The sequence below is a fragment of the Martelella sp. FOR1707 genome (assembly GCF_053484265.1).
In genome coordinates, this window is sequence record NZ_JBAKFP010000001.1 from 14220 (window position 1) to 33914 (window position 19695).

The 19695-nt window shown below is 60.2% G+C and carries 18 protein-coding genes and 1 pseudogene; 12 read left to right on the forward strand and 7 right to left on the reverse strand.

Annotation, left to right across the window (positions count from 1 at the left end):
- Positions 1–134 precede the first annotated feature (134 nt).
- From V6765_RS00065 to V6765_RS00090, 6 genes and pseudogenes are all read left to right on the forward strand, one after another.
- Positions 135–1115 carry a VOC family protein gene (locus V6765_RS00065; protein ID WP_448425409.1) on the forward strand — a complete coding sequence of 327 codons (981 nt, stop codon included), beginning with the start codon at positions 135–137 and terminating at the stop codon, positions 1113–1115.
- A gap of 41 nt (positions 1116–1156) precedes the next feature.
- Positions 1157–1999 (forward strand): fumarylacetoacetate hydrolase family protein, encoded by an 843-nt coding sequence (locus tag V6765_RS00070; RefSeq protein ID WP_448425411.1) that lies wholly within the window; start codon positions 1157–1159, stop codon positions 1997–1999.
- 31 nt (positions 2000–2030) lie between these two features.
- Positions 2031–3095 (forward strand): annotated as a pseudogene (locus tag V6765_RS00075) (FAD-dependent monooxygenase); the annotation flags it as partial.
- Between the two features lie 57 nt (positions 3096–3152).
- Complete coding sequence (locus tag V6765_RS00080; protein ID WP_448426587.1) at positions 3153–3770, forward strand: aromatic-ring hydroxylase C-terminal domain-containing protein; 618 nt, start codon at positions 3153–3155, stop codon at positions 3768–3770.
- Positions 3757–4752, forward strand: a complete 996-nt coding sequence (locus V6765_RS00085; RefSeq protein WP_448425413.1) for an NAD(P)H-quinone oxidoreductase — start codon at positions 3757–3759, stop codon at positions 4750–4752. Before V6765_RS00080 ends, V6765_RS00085 begins: the two co-directional genes overlap by 14 nt.
- 225 nt (positions 4753–4977) lie before the next feature.
- The gene (locus V6765_RS00090; protein WP_448425414.1) at positions 4978–5742 is read left to right on the forward strand and encodes an IclR family transcriptional regulator; all 765 of its coding nucleotides are present in this window, start codon (positions 4978–4980) and stop codon (positions 5740–5742) included.
- A 53-nt stretch (positions 5743–5795) separates the two neighbouring features.
- Here V6765_RS00090 and V6765_RS00095 read toward each other — a convergent pair whose 3' ends face one another.
- Positions 5796–6662 carry a VOC family protein gene (locus tag V6765_RS00095; RefSeq protein ID WP_448425416.1) on the reverse strand — a complete coding sequence of 289 codons (867 nt, stop codon included), beginning with the start codon at positions 6660–6662 and terminating at the stop codon, positions 5796–5798.
- 157 nt (positions 6663–6819) lie between these two features.
- Here V6765_RS00095 and rraA point away from each other — a divergent pair, with 157 nt between their 5' ends.
- The 3 genes from rraA to V6765_RS00110 all read left to right on the forward strand — a co-directional run bounded on the left by rraA (position 6820) and on the right by V6765_RS00110 (position 10112).
- Positions 6820–7407, forward strand: coding sequence for a ribonuclease E activity regulator RraA (gene rraA / locus V6765_RS00100; protein WP_448425418.1), 588 nt, complete (start codon positions 6820–6822; stop codon positions 7405–7407).
- A 1-nt stretch (position 7408) separates the two neighbouring features.
- Positions 7409–9166, forward strand: a complete 1758-nt coding sequence (locus V6765_RS00105) for an FAD-dependent monooxygenase (RefSeq protein WP_448425420.1) — start codon at positions 7409–7411, stop codon at positions 9164–9166.
- A gap of 151 nt (positions 9167–9317) precedes the next feature.
- Positions 9318–10112, forward strand: a complete 795-nt coding sequence (locus V6765_RS00110) for a helix-turn-helix domain-containing protein (protein ID WP_448425421.1) — start codon at positions 9318–9320, stop codon at positions 10110–10112.
- 88 nt (positions 10113–10200) lie between these two features.
- Here the strand turns inward: V6765_RS00110 and V6765_RS00115 are convergent, their stop codons facing one another.
- Both V6765_RS00115 and V6765_RS00120 read right to left on the reverse strand, forming a co-directional pair.
- A complete protein-coding gene (locus V6765_RS00115; protein ID WP_448425422.1) occupies positions 10201–10866 on the reverse strand; it encodes a glutathione S-transferase family protein in 666 nt (221 codons plus the stop codon).
- 137 nt (positions 10867–11003) lie between these two features.
- A complete protein-coding gene (locus tag V6765_RS00120; RefSeq protein ID WP_448425424.1) occupies positions 11004–11789 on the reverse strand; it encodes a GntR family transcriptional regulator in 786 nt (261 codons plus the stop codon).
- Between the two features lie 441 nt (positions 11790–12230).
- Between V6765_RS00120 and V6765_RS00125 the strand changes: the two genes are divergently transcribed.
- The 3 genes from V6765_RS00125 to V6765_RS00135 all read left to right on the forward strand — a co-directional run bounded on the left by V6765_RS00125 (position 12231) and on the right by V6765_RS00135 (position 15252).
- A complete protein-coding gene (locus tag V6765_RS00125; protein ID WP_448425425.1) occupies positions 12231–13262 on the forward strand; it encodes a TRAP transporter substrate-binding protein in 1032 nt (343 codons plus the stop codon).
- Between the two features lie 128 nt (positions 13263–13390).
- Positions 13391–13951, forward strand: a complete 561-nt coding sequence (locus tag V6765_RS00130) for a TRAP transporter small permease (protein ID WP_448425426.1) — start codon at positions 13391–13393, stop codon at positions 13949–13951.
- Positions 13952–13953: 2 nt separating this feature from the next.
- The gene (locus V6765_RS00135) at positions 13954–15252 is read left to right on the forward strand and encodes a TRAP transporter large permease (protein ID WP_448425428.1); all 1299 of its coding nucleotides are present in this window, start codon (positions 13954–13956) and stop codon (positions 15250–15252) included.
- Between the two features lie 864 nt (positions 15253–16116).
- On the opposite strand, the gene V6765_RS00140 is transcribed toward V6765_RS00135, so the two are convergent.
- From V6765_RS00140 to V6765_RS00155, 4 genes are all read right to left on the reverse strand, one after another.
- Positions 16117–16785, reverse strand: coding sequence for a GntR family transcriptional regulator (locus tag V6765_RS00140; RefSeq protein ID WP_448425430.1), 669 nt, complete (start codon positions 16783–16785; stop codon positions 16117–16119).
- A 139-nt stretch (positions 16786–16924) separates the two neighbouring features.
- Positions 16925–17722 carry an amidohydrolase family protein gene (locus V6765_RS00145; RefSeq protein WP_448425431.1) on the reverse strand — a complete coding sequence of 266 codons (798 nt, stop codon included), beginning with the start codon at positions 17720–17722 and terminating at the stop codon, positions 16925–16927.
- The gene (locus V6765_RS00150) at positions 17719–19005 is read right to left on the reverse strand and encodes a TRAP transporter large permease (protein WP_448425432.1); all 1287 of its coding nucleotides are present in this window, start codon (positions 19003–19005) and stop codon (positions 17719–17721) included. The genes V6765_RS00145 and V6765_RS00150 overlap by 4 nt, the downstream gene beginning before the upstream one ends.
- Before the next feature lie 121 nt (positions 19006–19126).
- Positions 19127–19684: a TRAP transporter small permease gene (locus V6765_RS00155; RefSeq protein WP_448425434.1), complete on the reverse strand. Its 558-nt coding sequence runs from the start codon at positions 19682–19684 to the stop codon at positions 19127–19129.
- Between the last annotated feature and the right edge of the window lie 11 nt (positions 19685–19695).

The window sequence follows — 19695 nt, forward strand, 5'->3', positions numbered from 1 at the left end:
TTTCGACTGGATTTCAATCGGATGGCGTCCTTATGGTGGTGAAAGCGACACGGAAACAGGTTCCGGCTCTTACTGAAAAAACGTAGCCCGAGGGTGCGTCGTCACAGTGAAAGCCGGACGGGAGGAGTGGATAGATGTCGATCATTTCCCTTGGATATATGGGTATCAATTCCAAGAAACTGGGCGATTGGGAAGGCTTCGCCACGGATCTGCTTGGTATGCAGAAGGTGGATCAGGGCGGACCCATGCGCATGTTCCGGATGGATGACCGCAAGCAGCGCCTGATCGTGACCGGCGAAGGCGAGGAGGATCTTGCCTTCATGGGCTGGGAGGTCGGCTCGCCCGCGGACCTGGAAGCTCTGGCGGCCAGGCTCGAGAATGCGGGTTTCCCCGTCACCTTGCACGGCGCGTCCCTTTCCGATCAACGCCACGTTTCCCGACTGATTTCCTTCCATGATCCCGACGGCAACCGGCTGGAAGCCTTTTGTGGCCCCGAGATCGCAAGCGATCCCTTCCTGTCCGGACGTCCGATCAGCGGCTTCAAGACCGGGTCTCTCGGCATGGGTCATGCGGTCCTGCATGTCGCCGACGTCGAGGGAATCCTGCATTTCTACAGGGACATACTGGGTTTCAACGTGACCGATTACGGCCTGAAGCCCTATCCGCTCTACTTCTTCCACGTCAATGGACGCCATCACAGTTTCGCGATGGTCGGTTCCGGCCGCAAGGGCATTCACCACTTCATGGTCGAACTGCTCTCGCTCGACGATGTGGGCCAGGGCTATGACATAGCCCAGCAGCGCGACGAGGGGATCGCCTATACGCTCGGCCGGCATTCCAACGACCATATGATGAGTTTCTACACCAACACGCCGTCCAAGTTCTTCGTGGAATACGGCTGGGGCGCGCAGGTGGTTGATCCCGAGACCTGGAAGCCGTTCGAGACGCATGAAGGTCCGTCGACCTGGGGGCATGAGCGCGTCTATCTGCCCGAGGACGATGAAGTCAGAATCCGGATGCGCGAGATGCGGCACAAGAATGCCCGCGACGGGTTCCGCGCGCCCGATCCGAAGCCGAACTGCGCTTGGCTCGATAGCATCGTGCACGCAGAATAAAACAGTAAGTTGAACACATAAAAACCGGAGAGGAGACGACGTTGCGCGTAGCATCATTCATTTTGCCCGAGGGCACTGCATCTTATGGAGTGGTTGAGGGAGATACGATCAGGGATGCCGGCGCCGGACTGCGCGCCAGATACCCCGACCTCAAGGCGGTGATTGCGGCAGATGCGATCGGAGAATTGCGGTCCGCCGATGGCGAAAGCCTGGCGGTCGACAGCGTCAGCTTCATCCCGACGATCCAGAATCCGGACAAGATCATCTGCATCGGGCTCAACTATCTGGGCCACATCAAGGAGACCGGCCGGGACCGGCCGGAATATCCTTCGATCTTCACCCGATACCCCTCGACGGTCGTTGGTCACGACCAGCCCATGATCCGGCCGAAGGCGTCGGACAAGTTCGATTATGAGGGTGAGTTCGCGGTGGTCATCGGCAAGCGCGGACGCGCCATCGCAAAGGACAAGGCCTTCGATCACGTGGCCGGATATACCAGCTTCAATGACGGCTCGATCCGTGACTATCAACGGCATACGACCCAGTTCTGGGGCGGAAAGAACTTCGACCGGTCGGGCTCGATGGGGCCGTGGATCGTCACGCCTGACGAACTGGGCGACGTCGACAGCCTGACCCTGGTCACGCGGCTCAATGGCGAGGTGATGCAGGAAACGTCTATTGGCGACCTGGCGTTCAACGTGCCGGATCTGATTGCCTATGTCTCCACGATCACGGAACTGCTGCCGGGCGACATCATCGCAACGGGCACGCCGAGCGGCGTCGGTTTCTTCCGGGATCCGAAGGTGTTCATGAAAGCCGGCGACCGGATCGAAGTCGAGATTTCCGGCATTGGGACTCTGCGAAACACCATCGCCGACGAATAAGAAAACAAGACAAAAAGGCTGGAGGACAAAGATGATACCGACGCACGCGGATGTTGCCATCATTGGCGGCGGTCCCGTCGGGCTGACCGCAGCAAGCCTGCTGGGCAGACTCGGCATCAATTGTGTTCTGTTCGAGCGCAACCAGACGACCGCCTTTCATCCGAAGGGTCACGTGGTGAATACCCGGACCATGGAGATTTTCCGGATGATGGGCATAGCCGAGGGCGTGGACGCGGAGGCGCTTCCCCTTGAACGACACGCCGGCATCGGATTTGTCACCAGCCTGCTTGGCGATGAAATCGGCGCGATCAAGACGCGCAGCGATCCCGAATGGGCGCGCATCGAGCGCACTCAAAGTCCGGTGTTGAAACGGTCATGCCCGCAGGACAGGCTGGAGCCGGTAATCCGCAACCATGCGGAGGGCTTTGAAAGCGTGTCGCTGAACTTCGGCTGCAATGTCACCGGCATCGAACAGCATGATGATGGCGTCACGCTGAGCTGGGAGGACGCCGGCGGCGCCTCCGGCAGCACGCAGGCAAAATACGTGATTGCCGCCGACGGCACGCGCAGCGAAGCGCGCGATGCGGTCGGCGTCGGCATCAGCGGCGAGTCGATGGGGCAGCAGATCGGCATCTATTTCCACGCCGATCTTTGGGAGTATGTGAAGGACCGGCCTTACCTGCTCATGTGGATCTACAACGCCAGAACATCGGGCGTGCTGATATCGCTGGATGGGCGCAATCGCTGGACCTACAATTTCGGCTATGCAGAAACCGAGACGCGCCACGATTTCACCGAGGAGCGCTGTCTGGAGATACTGCACGCGGTGATCGGGACGGATGATATCGACATCGAAATCAAGAACATCATGCCCTGGCGCATGCAGGCGCGCATTGTCGATTCCATGTCCTCGGGGCGCGTCTTCTTTGCCGGCGATGCCGCGCATCCGTTGCCGCCCACGGGCGGGCAGGGGGTGAACACCGGTGTTGCCGATGTGCATAATCTGGCGTGGAAACTGGATTTCGTGCTCAGGGGATTTGCCCCCGAAGGCCTGCTGGAGACCTATGACACGGAGCGCCGGCCGGTTGCCAAGTTCAACGTCGAGCAAAGCGCGCGCAACGCCCGGGCCATGGAGAAGAAGGGCCTGTCGGGAATGCTGTTCAATGACAGCAAGTTCCTGTCCAACATTGAGGGACCCGCGGGCGCCGCGAACCGTGCCAAGCTCGCCGAGGGCATTCCGGAGCAGCGCGCCCATTTCGACTATCCGGGTCAGACCTTCGGCTTTCACTATGATTCCAGCCTCGTGACGGGCGATGGCACCCCAGAGCCGCCGATCGAGGTTGAAACCTACACGCCGACGGCGCGTCCGGGGCACCGCGCGCCGCATATTCCGGCCCGTTTCGAGGGGCGGGACATTTCGATCATCGACCTCTTTGATCTTGAGGCCTTTACGCTTCTCGCGGGCCCGAAGGGGCAAGCCTGGAAGGCGGCGCTTGATGGCCTGGACGGCAAGACGCTGCCGAAGGTGAATGCCTATCTGGTGGGACATGGCCTCGAGGTCGAAACCGATCTTGAAGCCTGGGAAGACCTCTACGGGGTTTCCGATGAAGGGGCGGTCCTCATCCGTCCCGATGGACATGTGGCGTGGCGCAGCTCCGTGAGCGGCGATGCCGATGCCCTGATTGCCGCGCTTCGCAGATCGATCGGCCTGAATGCCGGATCCGAAGATGAAACCGCTAAGAGAAAGACCGTATTGAATGCCGCATCCTGAGTATCAGACAGCAGTCATCATCAAAGAAGCGGGTGGTCCCGAGGTTCTTGTCGCCGAACGGGTGCCGGTCCAGAGCCCCGGCCCCGGCGAAGTGCTGATCCGGGTCTCCGCGGCCGGCGTGAACAGGCATGACGTTCACCAGCGTGCGGCAGGAAAGCACAGCGACGGTCAGGCTGTTCCCGGCCTCGAGGTCTGCGGCGAGATCGTCGCCGCGGGCGAAGGCGTGCGCGGCGTAGCCGAAGGCGAGCGCGTCATGGCGCTGGTTCAGGGCGGCGGGTATGGCCAGTATGTCACCGCGAATGCGGGACTGGTGATGCCGGCGCCCGACACGCTTTCCGATGCCGAGGCGGCAGGCATTCCCGAGGCGGTGTTCACGACGTGGTGGAACTTCTTCAACCTCATGTCGCTTGAGAAGGACCAGTTCGCCCTGTTTCACGGCGGCACCAGCGGCGTCGGTCACATCGCGCTGCAGGCTATGTCGGCGCTCGGGTACAATGTTCTGGCGACCTGCGGCAGCGAGAAGAAGGTGTCGGCCGCGCTGAATTTCGGGGCCAAAGCCGCCTTTCTCTACGATGATCCCGACCTTGCAGACAAGGTTCTGGCCGCAACCGGCGGCAAGGGCATATCCGCGCTTCTGGATGTCTCCGCCGGCGCGCATGTGGCGCAGGACCTGAAGATGATGGCGCCGGACGGGATGATGGCGCATCTGTCCGGCGGCGGCGGCGCCTCCCTCAGCGTTCCGTTGCGCGACCTCATGGCCAAGCGGATTCGTATCTCCGGTTCGCTTCTGCGCCCGCTGCCGCTGGCGCGCAAGATCGCGGTCGCGAAGATGCTCCGCGCGGATGTCTGGCCGCTTCTCGGACGCCAGGTGCGACCGCAGATCGAGGGCCGGTTCGACTTCAGGAAAGCCGCCGACGCTCATCGCATGATGGAGAACAACAGCCATATCGGCAAGATCATCCTCGACGTCGTTCACGACTGACAGGCCGGCGCAGACATCTCCCGGCGGCGGTTGAACCCGCCGCCTGTTGGCCTAGTGTGACCGCTCCGCCTTTTGTTGCTGTAGTCTTGGATAGACAGGGGCAAGGCGAGCTTTGATCGACCGCCCGGCTTGGCATCGCCCCCGATTTTCCCATAATAGAGCTCGCGGACGCGAAACATGCCACTGGACAAGCCCTGCGCTTGTTTATCCGGAGACGAGTTGAGAATGGCCACCAAGGGCGGATCACGCTACAAAAGGATTCTCGACCAGTTCACCGAAGACCGACCGGCATGGACCGTTGCCGATCTGGCGGAGCAACTGGAAACGGCCAGCAGCACCCTGTACAAATGGGTCGGGGAGCTCGTAGCCCTCGGCTTTCTGGAAGCGACACTCGATGCCCAGTATCGGCTGGGGCCGGCGTTCCTGGAGTTCGAGCGCCGTTTGCGGCGAACGGACCCGTTGCTGCGGGCGGGCGAGGTATTTCTCACGGAACTTGTCGAAAAATCCGGGCTCGAGTGCACGGCAATTCTCGCGCGGCTTTACGGCAACAAGGTCATGTGCGTCGCGGATGCGCACAGCGCGAACATGCAGTTGACCAGCAGTTTCGAACGAGGCCTGCCGATGCCTCTGACGAGGAGCGCCACGTCGCGGGCGATCCTCTCCGTCATCGAGTCGCGCCGTCTGAAGCGTTTCCTGCAGCGCGAAACCGAACTGAAGGGACCGTCCCTGAACCGTTTTCTCGAAGATGTCTTTGCCGCGCGCAAACAGGGCTACTGGATCTCCCGCGGCGAGGTCGACCAGGGCGCGATCGGCATCGCGGTTCCGCTTTTCGACCGGCAGTTGGGGCTCGAGGCGTCGCTCAGTCTCGTGGTAAAGACCGATAACGTCAGCGAGGAAGAGCTTGGCAGAGTGACCGCTCTGCTGACGCAGACCGTTGAGCGGATACAGGCGTTTCTGGCGCAGCAGTATAAAGCGCCGGAAACGACATAACATTTCAGGGCTGCAGCGCTTTGGACAAGGACGGCAACCCTGAAAACATTGTGTTATGACCGCAGAATGGCCTTGCCCCAGGTGTTTAGCGAGCGTGCTTCGTGGGGCCAGTCTTCGCACGGACGGTCATGAATGACTTCGAGTTCGGCGGAGATTTCGATCCAGTTGCCATCCGGGTCCGCGATAAACGCAAACAGATTGTGGCCGGGTCCATGCCGGCCCGGTCCCCACATAAGCTGGATTCCCTTGCTGGCGAAATGCTCGCACCAGTCGCGCAGATAGTTCCATTCGCCGGCTTCGTAGGAATGGTGATCCATGCCCGTGCGGTCGCCGTCAAAGGCGGCGATGGTGTGGTGCTCGTGATTGGACGTCACGAAGATCGTGGCGATTGAACCGTCGTCGCGCACGACACGGTCAACCATGCGGAAGCCGAGCTTCTTGTGGTAGAATTCATGGAAGCCCTCGATGTTCTGCGTGCGATAGGTCATGTGCTGGACGGGGCCCCAGATGGGGGCTGCGGCATTGGCGCGCGGCCAGCCCATCGTCTTTACATAAGCGGCTTTCGACAGTCCGAACACGACGAGATGACCGTCGTAATCGCGCACCGCAAAGGCGCCGTCCTCGAAATAGGGAGACGGGCTGTCGAGGATTTCCACGCCCTGCGAGCGGGCGCGTTCGCGTATCATCTCCAGTCCATCGGTGTCGCGCACCGCAAGGCCGGAAAATCCGAGCTTCTGGTCCTCCCCCTTCAGCACGATCATGCGGCGGGCCGGCCCTTCGCAACGCCACTGGGTCTCGGAGATCTTCTCGACCTCCATCTGCATGGCGTCGCCGTAGAACGCGGCGAGCCTCTCCGGGTTCGCGCTCTCGAATGCGACGTGGTGAAGATATGCGCCGGCTTGGGCGACGGTATCGGGCATTTGTACTCTCCTCAAAGTTTTTACGTTGCAATATTATCTAAAAAAGAGAATACTGCAAATGAATTGACGTGTGGGGAGCAAATCCTCGATGCGCGAGACGTGTATGGGGCATGCCGGCCGCAAACGCCGCAACCCGGAAAGCAGGAGGGCCGAAGCCTTGAAGAATAGCGAAGGAGGCTTTCGCGCGGAGACATCCGCCGTTAGCCGGGCAACGGGCGCATCAGACCCCGAACCGGCAATCAGTTGCGCCGATATATACGATACTTTTCATGCCGCGTTGGGTGTCTGCAGCCTCCAGTTCAGAAATCTCGGAAAGCGGGAGACTTTCTTCGGGCCGGCGGAGACGGTCGCGACATTCGAGGATCATACGCCGGTTCTCGAATGCGTTTCCGCTGCCGGCAACGGGCGTGTCCTCGTGGTGGACGGGCAAAGGTCGCTGACGACCGGCGTGATGGGCGACCGACTTGCGGAAATGGCGAGGATGAATGGTTGGGCCGGCGTCGTCATCAACGGCGCGGTTCGCGACAGCGCGGCCATCGACGCCATGGCATTTGGCGTGAAGGCGCTCGGCGTGACGGCAAAGCGGGGCTGGCAGGCGACTTCGGGCAGCTTCGGCGGACAACTGCGCTTTGGCGATATCACCATTGATCGCGGCGATTGGATATATGCTGATCGGGACGCGGTGCTGGTCAGCAAATCGGAGCTGAACATGGCCCTCGTGAAGGGTGCCGCAGTGGCGGAATGAGATGCCGATAAAGCCGGAAAGGCGCAATGTGAAGGAGGCTCCTGACCCTTCAGAAGAAACGGGCCGCCGAGCAGACCAAGACGCGGTGATCGCGCGGCGGCAGGGAGGATTCCACGTGACTACGGGTAGCAACATGACTGAAGTTATCGAGACCGACGTACTGATTGTCGGCGCGGGACCGGTGGGCCTGTCGCTGGCAAACGAGCTGGGATACCGCGAGGTCGATTATATCCTCGTAGAGGAGGGGGAGGGGAAGATCTTCTTCCCGGCCGGCGAGAATATCTTCTCCCGCACGATGGAGTATCTGCGCCGCTGGGGCATTGCCGATCGTGTGCGCTTCGGCGATGCGATATCGCCTGACTGTCCGCGCAATATGGGGTTCTGCACCACGCTGGAGGGCTGGCCTCTGGCGCTTTTCCCAGGGGTCTCAAACGCCGAAGCCCCACAAAAGGATGCGCATTCGCCGGAAGGCGGGTTCTTCTATCCCAAGAAAGGGTTCGACCCTGCGCTTCGTGAGGCCGCCGAAGAAAAGGGCGGCGATTTGCGATATGGCCACAGGCTGATTTCATTCGATCAGGACACAGACTATGTGACGAGCACCGTCGAAGACCTGCAAACCGGAGAAATCCGTCAGATACGCAGCCGGTATCTTGCAGCCTGCGACGGCGCGCGCAGCACGGTCCGCAAACAGCTTGGCATCAGCTACACCGGAAGCTTCGGCGAGGGCTTCAACTTTGCGGTCTATTTCCGCTGTGAGGGCCTGGGAGACAAACTCAACCGCTTGTTCGGACGCAAGATGGCGCAGGTGCATACCGTGTGCCACGCCAACCGCGCCTATATCACGGCGGTTGACGGCCGGGATGAATGGCGGTTCTCCATGTACACGGAGGAAAAACGGGACTTCGACCCGAGAGAAGTAGTGGCCGCGGTCATCGGCCCGGAGCTCGCCTTCGAGGTGATCCAGGCCCAGCCCTGGACGGGACACCGCGTGGTGGCGGAGCGCTATCGCGATAATCGCGCGTTTCTGCTGGGCGATGCAAATCATCTGCGCTGGCCGAAGGGCGGTTTCGGCGCCAACACCGGCATCGGCGATGCCGTGGACCTGGGCTGGAAGCTTGCGGCGCGCTTGCAGGGATGGGGCGGAGAGGCCCTGCTGGACAGCTATGAGGCCGAACGGCGGCCAATCGCCATACGCAATACCAACGAGGCGGCGAACAACCGGGTGTTCGACAGCATGATCGCGCCGGAGCAGCATGTGGAAGAGGTCGGCGAAGAGGGCGCGGAAGCGCGCCAGCGCTTGAGAGACCGCCTCTTCGCCCTGCGCTACCGGGAGTTCGCAACAGCCGGCATACAATTGGGGCACCGCTATCGCCAGTCGCCGGTCTGCGTTCCGGACAACAGTCTGGAACCACCGGACGATCACATGCTCTATCGCCCGTCAACATATCCCGGCGGCCGGGCGCCGCATGCCTGGATGAACGATGGCCGCTCGACGCTCGACCTGTTCGGCAAGGCGTATGTACTGATGGTCTTCGGCACGATAGCGGGAACCGATGCATTTCTGGCCGAAGCCAAACGAATGGGCATACCTGCCGGGATGCATCTTATCGAGGAGGAAGAAATCGGCGCGCTCTATGAGAAGCCGCTGGTGCTCGTGCGACCAGACGGGCATGTCTGCTGGCGCGGCGAACGGGTTCCGCAAGCAATGACGGAATTGTGGAACACGGTCACGGGCCGGCGTTGCGCTGCGGAACCGTAAATGCGCCGCAGGCGCGCCTGCTGTTGTCCGGTCCCGTCCTGAAGTTCGGGAACCGGCGGATCGCCGCGTCAAACCTTTACCGTGACCGCCGCCCATGCGATATCTCGTCTGGATGCGGCCGATCTCCACAACGCGCGGGTCTGTAGCAAAGATGAGCCAACTCAATCACGTGCGATCGTTGCAGCGCGGTATCGCGATCCTACAGATCATAAACCAGAAGAACGGCCTCAAGGCCGCTGAAATCGCCGCGATCGCGGACATCCCGCGGCCGACCGTCTATCGGCTCCTTGAAACGCTGGAGCAGATGCGCCTGATCGTGAAGGATCAGACAAGCGACAGCTGGCGTGTTGCCATTCACGCGAAATCGCTCAGCTCCGGCTTTCGCGACGAGGACTGGGTCATTCAGACTGCTGTGCCCGAGATGGTGCGGCTGGGGCGCCAGGTGCTGTGGCCGCTTGATCTGGTCGCATTCCGCAATTCTGTCATGGAGATCCGGGAATCCACGCATAATTTCAGTCCGTATTCCCTGGATCACGGCATGGTCGGCCTGGGCCTGCCCGTGCTGGGCAGTTCCAGCGGGCGTGCCTATCTGGCCTTTTCCCCGGATGACGAGCGGGAGCATGTTCTGGCCGGCCTGAGCGTTGAGTTGGGCGTTGAGCCGCCTTTCATGACCGTGGATGGCCCATTGGAAAAGATACTGGAAGAATGCAGAGATCTGGGTGTCGGGTTTCGTCGCGAGGGCTTTCGCAGCGGAACCATGAGCATTTCGGCTCCGGTGGTTTTCAGGAAACGCGTGATTGCATGCCTGACGATGGTCTGGATCAAGTCGGCGCTGAGCTTTGAATCAGCCGTGGCCAGCTATCGCGAACCGCTCATCGAAGCCGCCAACAGGATCTCCGCTCAGGTCGAAAAGCTCGAATACGAGATCGAGGAACTGGGCGATTGATTGTTCCTGCCTGCACGCGCTTTCTGCCGGCGCGCAAGAGGAGGGGTGGCGCTGCCCCGTATCAAAGCGGGGACAGCGCCTGAACGCTTCAGAGTTTCGAAGCGTCGATATTCAGCTTGTTGTCCGTGACAGCCGCCCGCTCGCGCGCCAGCGCGCGCTGGAACGAAGGGCGCGCGCGAACGCGCTCGGCATGGGCTGCCAGCGCGGGATAGTCCTCCATGTTGAACGCGCCCTTGGCCGCCGTGGAGAACACCCAGTATAGATAGACATCGACGATCGACCATTGCTCGCCGTACCACCATGTGGACTTCGACAGCGTTTCCTCGACGAAGCGCGCTTCCTTGTTCAGCTTCTCCAGACCGTCCTCGGCAATGCCGCTGACATTGCCCTTGGTCCATTTCTTGGGATTTCGGATCTGGCGTACCATCGGATGCAGCATGCTGGCGCACCAGGCAAGGTCGCTCAGCCCGCGGGCATCATCAAAAACATCGCCGCTGCGCGGCAACAGGCACGCATCGGGGAAGCTCTGATGCAGGTAGAACAGAATTGCCGGATTCTCGGTCAGGGTCTTGCCGTCGACCGAGAGTGCCGGAACCTTTGCCTTCCGGTTCTGCGCGATGTAGTCGGGGCTATACTGCTGATCCGAGCGAATATCGATCCAGCGATCGAGATAGGGCGCACCGGTCTCCTCGAGCGCTGTCAGTGTTACGCGTGAGCACGCGCCAGGATAGGCATAAAGTACGGTTTGGCTCATGTGTGTCCTCCTCCGGATACGAATTTATCGATTGGCGTGATTGATATTCGCTGGCCGTGAATGCGGCGCGAGCGCCGCCGGATGGCTGGATAAGCCGTGTCATAGCCTGCGTTTAGGCTGGGATGATCAGGCTCGGCTCAACGAACCAGGGAGCGCACATTGGCCGCCGGCGGCAGCATCTCGCGCACCTGTAGATCGCACTCGAATATTTCCCGCAATCTTTCCCTGACCGTGTGGCCATGTTCGACCACCAGGCTTTCCGCGCGCGAGGATTGCCCCCTCCGGACCGCCCCGTAAATCGCCTTGTGCTCTCTGTGAGCTTCCTCCATTCGGGCCAATCCGTCCTCGTCCTTCTTCACGGTGAACAGAAAGGTCGAGGGTGATACGAGCGGCATGCGGCTAAGGTTCGCATAGACCTTGTTCAGCGTCGAGCGATTGGCGGCCTGGATCATGTTGAGGTGGAATTTCTCGTTCGCCCGCGTCCAGCGCGAAAGCTTCTCTGCCGAGGTTCCGGCGCCCGACAACAGGTCGTCGCACTCGGCGATGCATTCTTCAAAGACCTCTATGCCTCTGCCGGTCAGATGCCCTTCCTCCATCGCGGTGCGGATGGCGAGGCCCTCAAGGGCGCTGCGGACGTCGTAGGCGGACAGGATATCGTCAACGGTAAATTCGCAGACGGTGAAACCCCGGTTGGGATGGCCTTCGACAAGGCCATCCGCCTCCAGCATGCCCAGGGCGACGCGCACCGGAGTGCGCGAGACGCCGAATGTTTCGGCGATGTCGCGCTCCTGCACGCGTTTGCCGGCGGACAGTTCACCGCCCAGTATCATTTCGCGCAGCCTCTGCGCCACGATTTCGGTGTTTGTGAGCGTTCCCGCGCGCACCTGAAGTTTGCTTTGAGACTCTGTGTTTGAATTGGCCACCTGACACTCCAGTGTTTCAGACCTCACCTTGTACATCAATTCCGGCCTCTTGGGAGCGCCTGAACATTTGCGGGCAGCGCAAGTCAGCTCTTGTGTAACCGAGGTTTTCGACAAAATAGCATGCCATTTTGCAAAAAATCAATAATTCTCTTTGATTTTTGCCATCCATCAATTAGTTTGGCATGCCAGAATGGAGTTGAGGCAAATCCGGGAGGATCGGGCAAGGATTGCCCGACAGGTGTTTTGTCTCAAAAGCGGGAAGGGGACGCTCGGCGCGGGACAGCATGTTTTTCAGATATATCTGCCGCTCCAATTCGAGTTAACCGAAGCAAATTCCGTTCTGGAGGCGTTCAGTATTCTGATTCTGCAGGGTGATATTCGGGAGAATGACCTGAAGCAGAATTCGAAGGCGCAAAATTAAACTTTCTTTGGGAGGAAAGATTGTCAAAACTTACCAAATTTACCAAGGGGATCGCCGCTGTTGGCGTTGCCTGCTCGATGCTTCTTTTTCCGGTTACCGGCGCTTCTGCGGCGGAAAAGCTGCGCATGGTGACCAGCCTTCCGGCCCCTTCGTTCCTTTACAAGGACATCATTTCGGTCTGGGCGAAAAATGTGACGGATGCCTCCAACGGCACGCTCGACGTCGAGGTATTCCCGGCTGGCGCCTTGGGTCGGGATCCCGCATCGCACCTTGATATGGTCTCCAGCGGCGTGGCCGACATCGGCTATATCGTGGCCGGCTACACGCCGGGCGCCTTTCCGGAAACGACAGTGATGGAGCTGCCTGGCGTCATTCCTTCCGCGACGGTTGGCTCGGTTGCCGGCGCCATGATGGTCGAGGAGGGCCTGTTCAAGGGCGTAGGCATGGACAAGGTGAAGATACTGGGCATGTTCTCGACCGCGCCCACGCTTTTGCACACCACCTCCAAGGTCGAGACCCTTGATGAGGTCAAGGGCATGCGGCTTCGCGGAGCGGGCCCGCAGCTGCTGCATTCGATCGAGGCGCTCGGGGCAACCCCTGTCGGCGGCATCACCAGTTCAAACCTCAGCGAGGCGCTGTCGCGCGGGCTCGTGGCAGGTTCGGTGAATGAATGGGTGGCAGCGACGATTTTCGGCGTTATCGAATCCGCGAAATTTCATCTCGACGTCAATATGGGGACCTCTCCCATCATGGTCGTGATGAACAAGGCGAAATACGACGCCCTTTCGGATGAGCAGAAAGCGGCGATCGACAAGAACGCCGGCGAAGCCTTCTCACGGCTGTGGGGCGAGCAGTTTGACGGGAACAACGAAAAGTTCCGCGCCAAGACCCTGGAAGATCCTTCCCAGCAGATGGTGACCCTTTCGCCCGAGGAGAAGGCCAAGTGGGAGGCCCGCTTGCAGACCGTGGTCGACAGCTGGATCGAGCAGACGCCGAACGGCCAGCAGATCTTCGACAAATACAGCGAGGCGGTTGCCGCGGCGAGCCAGTAGGTTCGCCCGAACACGGGCGGCGGCGCGCGTGAAAAACGCACCCGTCCGCCGTTCGTGTTCGCTTGTCATTCTCTCCAATGCCTTGCCGCGAAACCAGAACCTCACCGTTTTCGAGGGGAGTAACTCCTGTGTCCTCCATAGATAAAATCACGCGCTACGCGACGCGCTGGTTGGCGCTGCTGGGGTTTGGCGGCCTTCTCGTGCTTGCGATCACGACCGCGATCGATGTGCTCTCGCGGTCGCTGCTGTCGGCTCCGATCCATGGCGTCAACGATGTCAGCTCGGTCGTCATGGCGGTGGTGATCGCCTCATGCATACCCGCCAGTCTCTACGACCGCAGCAATATCTCGGTCGAGATACTCGGCTCCATGGGAGGGCCCTCGCTCGAACGGGTGTTCCGGGTATTCGCGAGCCTGGTGGTTCTGATCTTCATGTCGCTGATGGCCTGGTACTTCGTGCCCTATACGGAAGAAACCTACAGGACCGCGCGTCAAACCTGGGTGCTGGCCTGGCCGGTCTGGCCCTGGTGGGCCGCGGCAACAGCGTTCCTCTTTCTTGCCGCCTTCGTTCAATTGCTGAATTTTATCAATGATATAATCGTGATGGTCACCGGCGGGCGGGTCGATCCGCAAGGAGTCGAAACGAAGCTTGTGCCTTCCCGCAACCCGAATTCTGAAAGTGACGCATAAAAATGGAGCCTTCTGTCATTGCCCTGATCGGCTTTGCCGTCATGTTCGCTCTGGTCGCGGCGCACGTGCCGATCGGCGTTTCGATGGCCGTTGTCGGCGTTGTCGGCTTTGCCTTTCTGGCCGGCTGGGGCCCGGCGCTGTCGCTTCTCGCTTCGGAACCCGCCTCGACAATGGCCAGCCTTGATCTCGCGGTTATCCCTTTGTTCATGCTGATGGGCGGTCTTGCCACCGCCGGGGGGCTTGCCAAGGACATATACGAAACCGCGGAAGCGCTCGTCGGGCACCGCCCCGGCGGGCTCGCCGCCACGACCGTCGTCGCGAGCGCCGGTTTCGGCGCCGTCTGTGGCTCGGGCGTTGCCACCACCGCGACTTTCGGGCGCGTCGCGCTGCCGGAAATGCTCAAGCGCGGCTATTCCCCCGGCAGCGCCGCCGGCTCTGTCGCCGCCGGTGGCACGCTCGGCATCATCGTGCCGCCGTCGAGCATCATGATCCTGTACGCCGTGCTGACGGAACAGTCCGTGCTTTCGCTCTTCACGGCGGCGGTGGTGCCGGCCCTCCTGTCGGTGACGCTCTACATGATCGCCATCTGGATCGTCGCCAAGCGTAATCCGGCCGCAATGCCCGGAACGGACCGCCTGCCTTACAGGGACCGGATCAGGGCGATCGGCAAGTCCTGGGGCGCGATAATGCTGGCGGTCATCGTGCTGGGCGGCATCTACTCGGGCGTCTTCACGGTCAACGAGGCGGCGGCGATCGGCGTGGTTCTGGCATTCCTGTTTGCGATCTTCCGCGGGCGTCTGAACCGCAAGACATTTCTGGTCGTGCTCTCCGACGCCAGCGTGTCGACCGTGATGATCTACATCATGGTCTTCGGCGCCATGATCTTCTCCTACTTCATCAGCATATCGGGCGTGACGACCGACATCGTGGTCGGCATCAACAATCTGGACCTGCCGCCGCTCGGTGTGATCTTCATCCTGGTGGTGGTCTATCTCTTCCTCGGGTCGATCTTCGACGAGGTGGCGGCCATCGTCGTCACGCTGCCCTTCGTGCTGCCGATCATCATTGCAATGGGTTATGATCCGGTCTGGTGGGGCATATTGAACGTCGCGCTCGTGGGCGTCGGCATGCTGACGCCGCCAATCGGGATCAATGTGATGCTGCTGAGTTCGATGCGGCCGGACATTCCGCTGTTCACGATCTATCGCGGAATCACGCCCTACTTCCTGGCCGATTGCGTCCGGATCCTGATCCTCGTCCTGTTCCCGCAGGTAACGCTGTGGCTGCTGCATGCCGGCTGAAGCGGCGTCCGCGCCTGGACCCGCATACGATGAGACCGTAAACCCGCCACCGATCTGGCTGATGATGCAGGGAGGCCGCTATCTGCTGGAATACCGTACTTTTCCACCTGCAATCATCTCTGGCCAAGCCAATTCGTTATCTCGTCGGCATGACGGTCTGGTGAACCTTGGCGTAAATTGTCCCGAAAGAATGGCGAAGGACCCCATCGGGAGTTCTCGCCTTTTTCCCTATTGTGATATCTGTCGTTGTCCTTATTGCAGCAAGCGCAACGGAGGAAACGTGACGCTACTGCATCGAACTCGATAATTACCGGAGTTTTAGACTGTGAAAATTCCGCTTCAGAGCCATCGGCGGGCGTCGGCGAACCGAGGTGTGCCAGCCGCCTTTCTCATATTACCGCAAAATCAGTCAAACCGGACATAGCCTCATTTTTGTCATTCTAGCTATGCCAAGCTCTTGTTCGGTCATCAGAATCTTTCCGTAGAAAACCTCATAGCGACTTCGTCGAAGGTTCATATCGTCCCTGATTTTTACATTGCTGAACGTTGTCCCGGGCAGCTGATGAACAGTTCCCATCATCGTTCCGATCAGCCGCTCGATGTGTCCACCGAAGCGCGGTGTCGCTGGCGGTCGTCGCCAGCCCAGGCGGCTGAACCTGTGCATTGCCAGCATTCATAAGCCGCCATTTGTCTCGAAAACCATGAGCACGAGGTTTCGGACAGCTTTTTGTCCTTTACTCGAGTTCACGATGTCATTGCGTTCTTTTTGAAAGAAATGCCGACAAAGTGAAGAGTTGCCCTCTGCTCCGCAAGTCCGGGTGGATTTCACCACACAGGTCTTTGGATGGCAGCTACCTCTCCTTTCTATCGTACCGTACGTCGCGGCATGCCAGGCCTGCGGCGGGAGCGTTTCAGCCGTTCGAAAGCGGCGCTGAGGTGGGAGGTCACAGAGGAGCGCGCCCATCGCTCGTTGCGGGCCCGGAGCGCGTGGAGAATATCCTCGTGCTGCTGAATGCTTTCCTGGATTTCGTTATCCGAGTAGATGTAGAAACCGCCCAACAGTTTGGGATATTCCAGCAGCGAGGTGCCGAAATTGCGCAACCTTGCGCTGCCGCAGGCCTGATAAATCTGCATGTGAAATTCATGGTTCACCGACTGGACGATGTCCCTGAAATTACGGGCTTTGCCTTCAAACGCGCGAGCGATGTCGCGGTTCATCTCTTCCATTTTTGTGATATCGGCGTCCGACATGTTGCGCGTCGCCCAGGCGGCGGCCAGTCCTTCCGCGAGAATGCGCAGCTCGAAGATTTCCTCGATATCATTGTCGGTCCACTGACTGACCACGGCGCCGCGCTTTGGCGCGGCCTCGAGCAGACCTTCCGTGATCAACCGCTGAAGCGCTGCCCGGACGGGGGTGCGGCTGACATGCAGTTCGGCCGCGATATGTTCTTCCCGCAGTTTTTCCCCGGGTGAGAAGTGGCCCGCGATCAACCGGCGCCTCAACTCCGTGTGTACATCGTCACTGACGCTCATGCGACACCTGACCTTATCATTCAACTCTCATAGGCTTGTCCGCGAAAAGACGAGTCTCTCGTCGGTAGCCGGCAGGTTAGAACGCAGGTCTCATGGATACAAGCTGTCATCCGTAACTTGAAACCTTCCCATTCGCCCTTCAACGATAGAGCGCCTGAGGGTTTTCCGACATGATCCGGCGCAGGACGGTTTCATCGCCGGCCGCCGTGCGAATGAAAGAAAGGAGCTTCGAGAAGTCCGGGGGCTTACTCTCGGTCACATGCGGCCAGTCGCTTCCCCATATGAGCCGAGAGGAATCTGCGGCGATCAGCTGCTTTGCGACATCAAGACTATGCGCCCAGGAGAGGTCGTCCATATCCTCATGGTAAGGGCCCGAAAGCTTGACCCAGACATGCGGCAGTTCATAAAGCCGCAGGAGCGCCTCCAGATCCGGGCCAGGACCGGGACGGCAGCGGCCGAGGTGGTTGAGCACAAGCGGGACGCCAAGATCGGCGAGCATCTCATGATGGCGGGAGAGCTCCCTGGCCGGCAGGTGCAGTTCGAGATTCCAGCCGAGATCGCGGATCAGGGCGGCGGTTTTCGGCATGTCTTCGATCTGCGTCGCGCCGGCTTGAACCTGATTGAAGCGCACCCCCCGCATGCCGGCCTCGTGCCACGCTGAAAGCGCTTCGCGCTCGACATCCGGCGTGATCACGCCGGTCGCGCGGTATCCCGCGCCAAGTTCAGCGAGCGCGCGCAGCAGGACCGTATGATCGCCGCCGTAGAGGGAGGGTTGCACCAACACGCCGCGGGTCAGGCCCAGCCCTTTGGTCGCCGCGCGGTAGTCGGCGCAACTGGCGGTCCGGTTCGCGATGACGGCATTGGCAACGACCGGGGCCGCGGCATCGAGGCTGTGAAAATGGCAGTCCCAGGCGCCGGACGCGGTGTTCGTGGTCATTGCAGGCTTTCCGGCAGCCAGAGCGCAATCTGGGGGAATGCGATCATCAGGCCGATCATGGCGATGATTGCGCCGAGGAAGGGCAGGATCCCGATGAAAACGTCGTTTGGCGACCCCGATTTCCGCAGCCCCTGAACGACATAGCAATTGATCCCGATCGGCGGCGTGATCATCCCGGCCTCGATCACCATCATCAGGATGATGCCGAACCACACCGGATCATAGCCGAGACCGATGATGAGCGGCGCGGTGACCGGGACCGTCAGCACGATCATCGAAATCCCGTCCAGCACGCAGCCGAGCGCCATGTAGAACACGATGATAATGCACAGAACGGCCAGGGGCGGCATTGCCAGACCGGAAATATAGTCCGTGATCTGCTCGATAAAGCCGGACATGCCGAGCGCAAAATTCAGGAAATAGGCGCCGATCAGAAGCAGCATGATCATGCCCGTCGAACGCATCGTGCCTTCAATCGCCTTGTTGAGCATGGCGATGGAGAGCGTGCCGTTGAAGGCGCTGAGGATCAGGGAAGCGGCAATGCCGAGCGCGGAGGCCTCGGTCGGGGTCGCAACGCCGGCATAGATCGAACCGACAACGACGATGAAGATAAAGAAGATCGGCAGCAATTGCGGCAGGCTGCCCAGCCGGTCGGCCCAGCCATAGGTCTCTTTCCTGCCGCCCCAAGACGGAAAGAACACGCAACAGAGAATTACCGCCAGCATGAAGATCAGCGCCAGCAATATGCCGGGGATGAAGCCCGCCAGATAAAGCTGCGGGATCGAGGTCTGGGTGATCGCGCCATAGATGATCATATTGATGGAGGGCGGGATCAGCGTGCCCAGCGTTCCGCCGGCGGCGACCGTGCCCAGGAACAGTCGTTCATTGTAGCCGTTCTTCTCGATCTCGGGAAAGGCGATCGTGCCCACGGTGGCGGCCGTGGCCACGCTGGAGCCGGAGGTGGCGGCGAACATGGTGCAGGCGGCGATATTGGTGTGCATCAGACCACCCGGAAGGCGGTTAAGCCATGGCAGCAAGGCGCGGTACATGGACGATGCGCTGCCGCTGTGCAGCATGATTTCGCCCATCAGGATGAACAGAGGAATGGCGACCAGCAAGTCGTTGGTGGCCGTTTCCCAAGTGGTGATCCCGATCACCGAGATGATGTTGACGGGCAGCCAGAACAGGCTGAGCAGAATGCCCGCGAACAGCAGGACAATTCCGACCGGAATGCTTGTCGCGATCAGGCCGAAGAGGCTGCCGATAAATCCGAGAATAGACATGGCTTTTGTTCCGGGGCTTTTTAGAGCCTTTCCGCATTTCACGGAAACGCGGAAAGGCTCTGTCTTTTGTTTTTACGCAATTCCGGACGGTGAACCGGTATCCACTTCACCTGGAATTGCTCTAGAGGTCGCCGAGTTCTTCGAGGCTCTGATGTCCTTGCGCTCCCGGGTGCTCAACCGTCTGGGGAAACCTGCGCAACAGTCCGATGAGGACGAGCGCCGAGACCAGCGTGAAAAGCAACAGCCCGAGCAGGAAGAGCGCATGCGGATAGACCAGCGGAATATTGAGCAAGGTCGAGGTCGCATCGAATTCGATGGCTTCCTTCAACTGAAGCCACTCGTTCCAGCTCAAAATGGCCGCGCCGATCAGCATGGTCATAGCGGCCAGAACATCGAGTGACCCCCGAATGCGGGTGGGCAACAGACGTTGCACGACATCGAGCCGGATATGCGCGGTGAACAGCGCCGCATAGGCAATCGCAACGCCGGTGGCGAATGCGAAAACGAAACCGGTGATCTCGGTCGACCCGGTAATCGAGACCTTGAACAGCTTGCGCGAGATCGTATCCACGCAAATCATCGCAGCGATGCCGAGCAGGCCATAACCACCGGCGCGGGAGGCCAGGATGGTAACCTGTTGCAACAGCGAGCGCTTTTTGGGGACAGGTGCGGATGTCATATGCGGATTTC

Excerpts from the sequence above, each read along its gene's own strand:
- V6765_RS00085 (WP_448425413.1), top strand. The coding sequence starts at position 3,757 with ATGCCGCATCCTGAGTATCAGACAGCAGTCATCATCAAAGAAGCGGGT.
- V6765_RS00155 (WP_448425434.1), bottom strand. The coding sequence starts at position 19,684 with ATGACATCCGCACCTGTCCCCAAAAAGCGCTCGCTGTTGCAACAGGTT.
- V6765_RS00150 (WP_448425432.1), bottom strand. The coding sequence starts at position 19,005 with ATGTCTATTCTCGGATTTATCGGCAGCCTCTTCGGCCTGATCGCGACA.
- V6765_RS00095 (WP_448425416.1), bottom strand. The coding sequence starts at position 6,662 with ATGCCCGATACCGTCGCCCAAGCCGGCGCATATCTTCACCACGTCGCA.
- V6765_RS00145 (WP_448425431.1), bottom strand. The coding sequence starts at position 17,722 with ATGACCACGAACACCGCGTCCGGCGCCTGGGACTGCCATTTTCACAGC.
- V6765_RS00110 (WP_448425421.1), top strand. The coding sequence starts at position 9,318 with ATGAGCCAACTCAATCACGTGCGATCGTTGCAGCGCGGTATCGCGATC.
- V6765_RS00135 (WP_448425428.1), top strand. The coding sequence starts at position 13,954 with ATGGAGCCTTCTGTCATTGCCCTGATCGGCTTTGCCGTCATGTTCGCT.
- V6765_RS00065 (WP_448425409.1), top strand. The coding sequence starts at position 135 with ATGTCGATCATTTCCCTTGGATATATGGGTATCAATTCCAAGAAACTG.
- V6765_RS00115 (WP_448425422.1), bottom strand. The coding sequence starts at position 10,866 with ATGAGCCAAACCGTACTTTATGCCTATCCTGGCGCGTGCTCACGCGTA.
- V6765_RS00140 (WP_448425430.1), bottom strand. The coding sequence starts at position 16,785 with ATGAGCGTCAGTGACGATGTACACACGGAGTTGAGGCGCCGGTTGATC.
- V6765_RS00090 (WP_448425414.1), top strand. The coding sequence starts at position 4,978 with ATGGCCACCAAGGGCGGATCACGCTACAAAAGGATTCTCGACCAGTTC.
- V6765_RS00080 (WP_448426587.1), top strand. The coding sequence starts at position 3,153 with ATGCTGTTCAATGACAGCAAGTTCCTGTCCAACATTGAGGGACCCGCG.
- V6765_RS00105 (WP_448425420.1), top strand. The coding sequence starts at position 7,409 with ATGCCGATAAAGCCGGAAAGGCGCAATGTGAAGGAGGCTCCTGACCCT.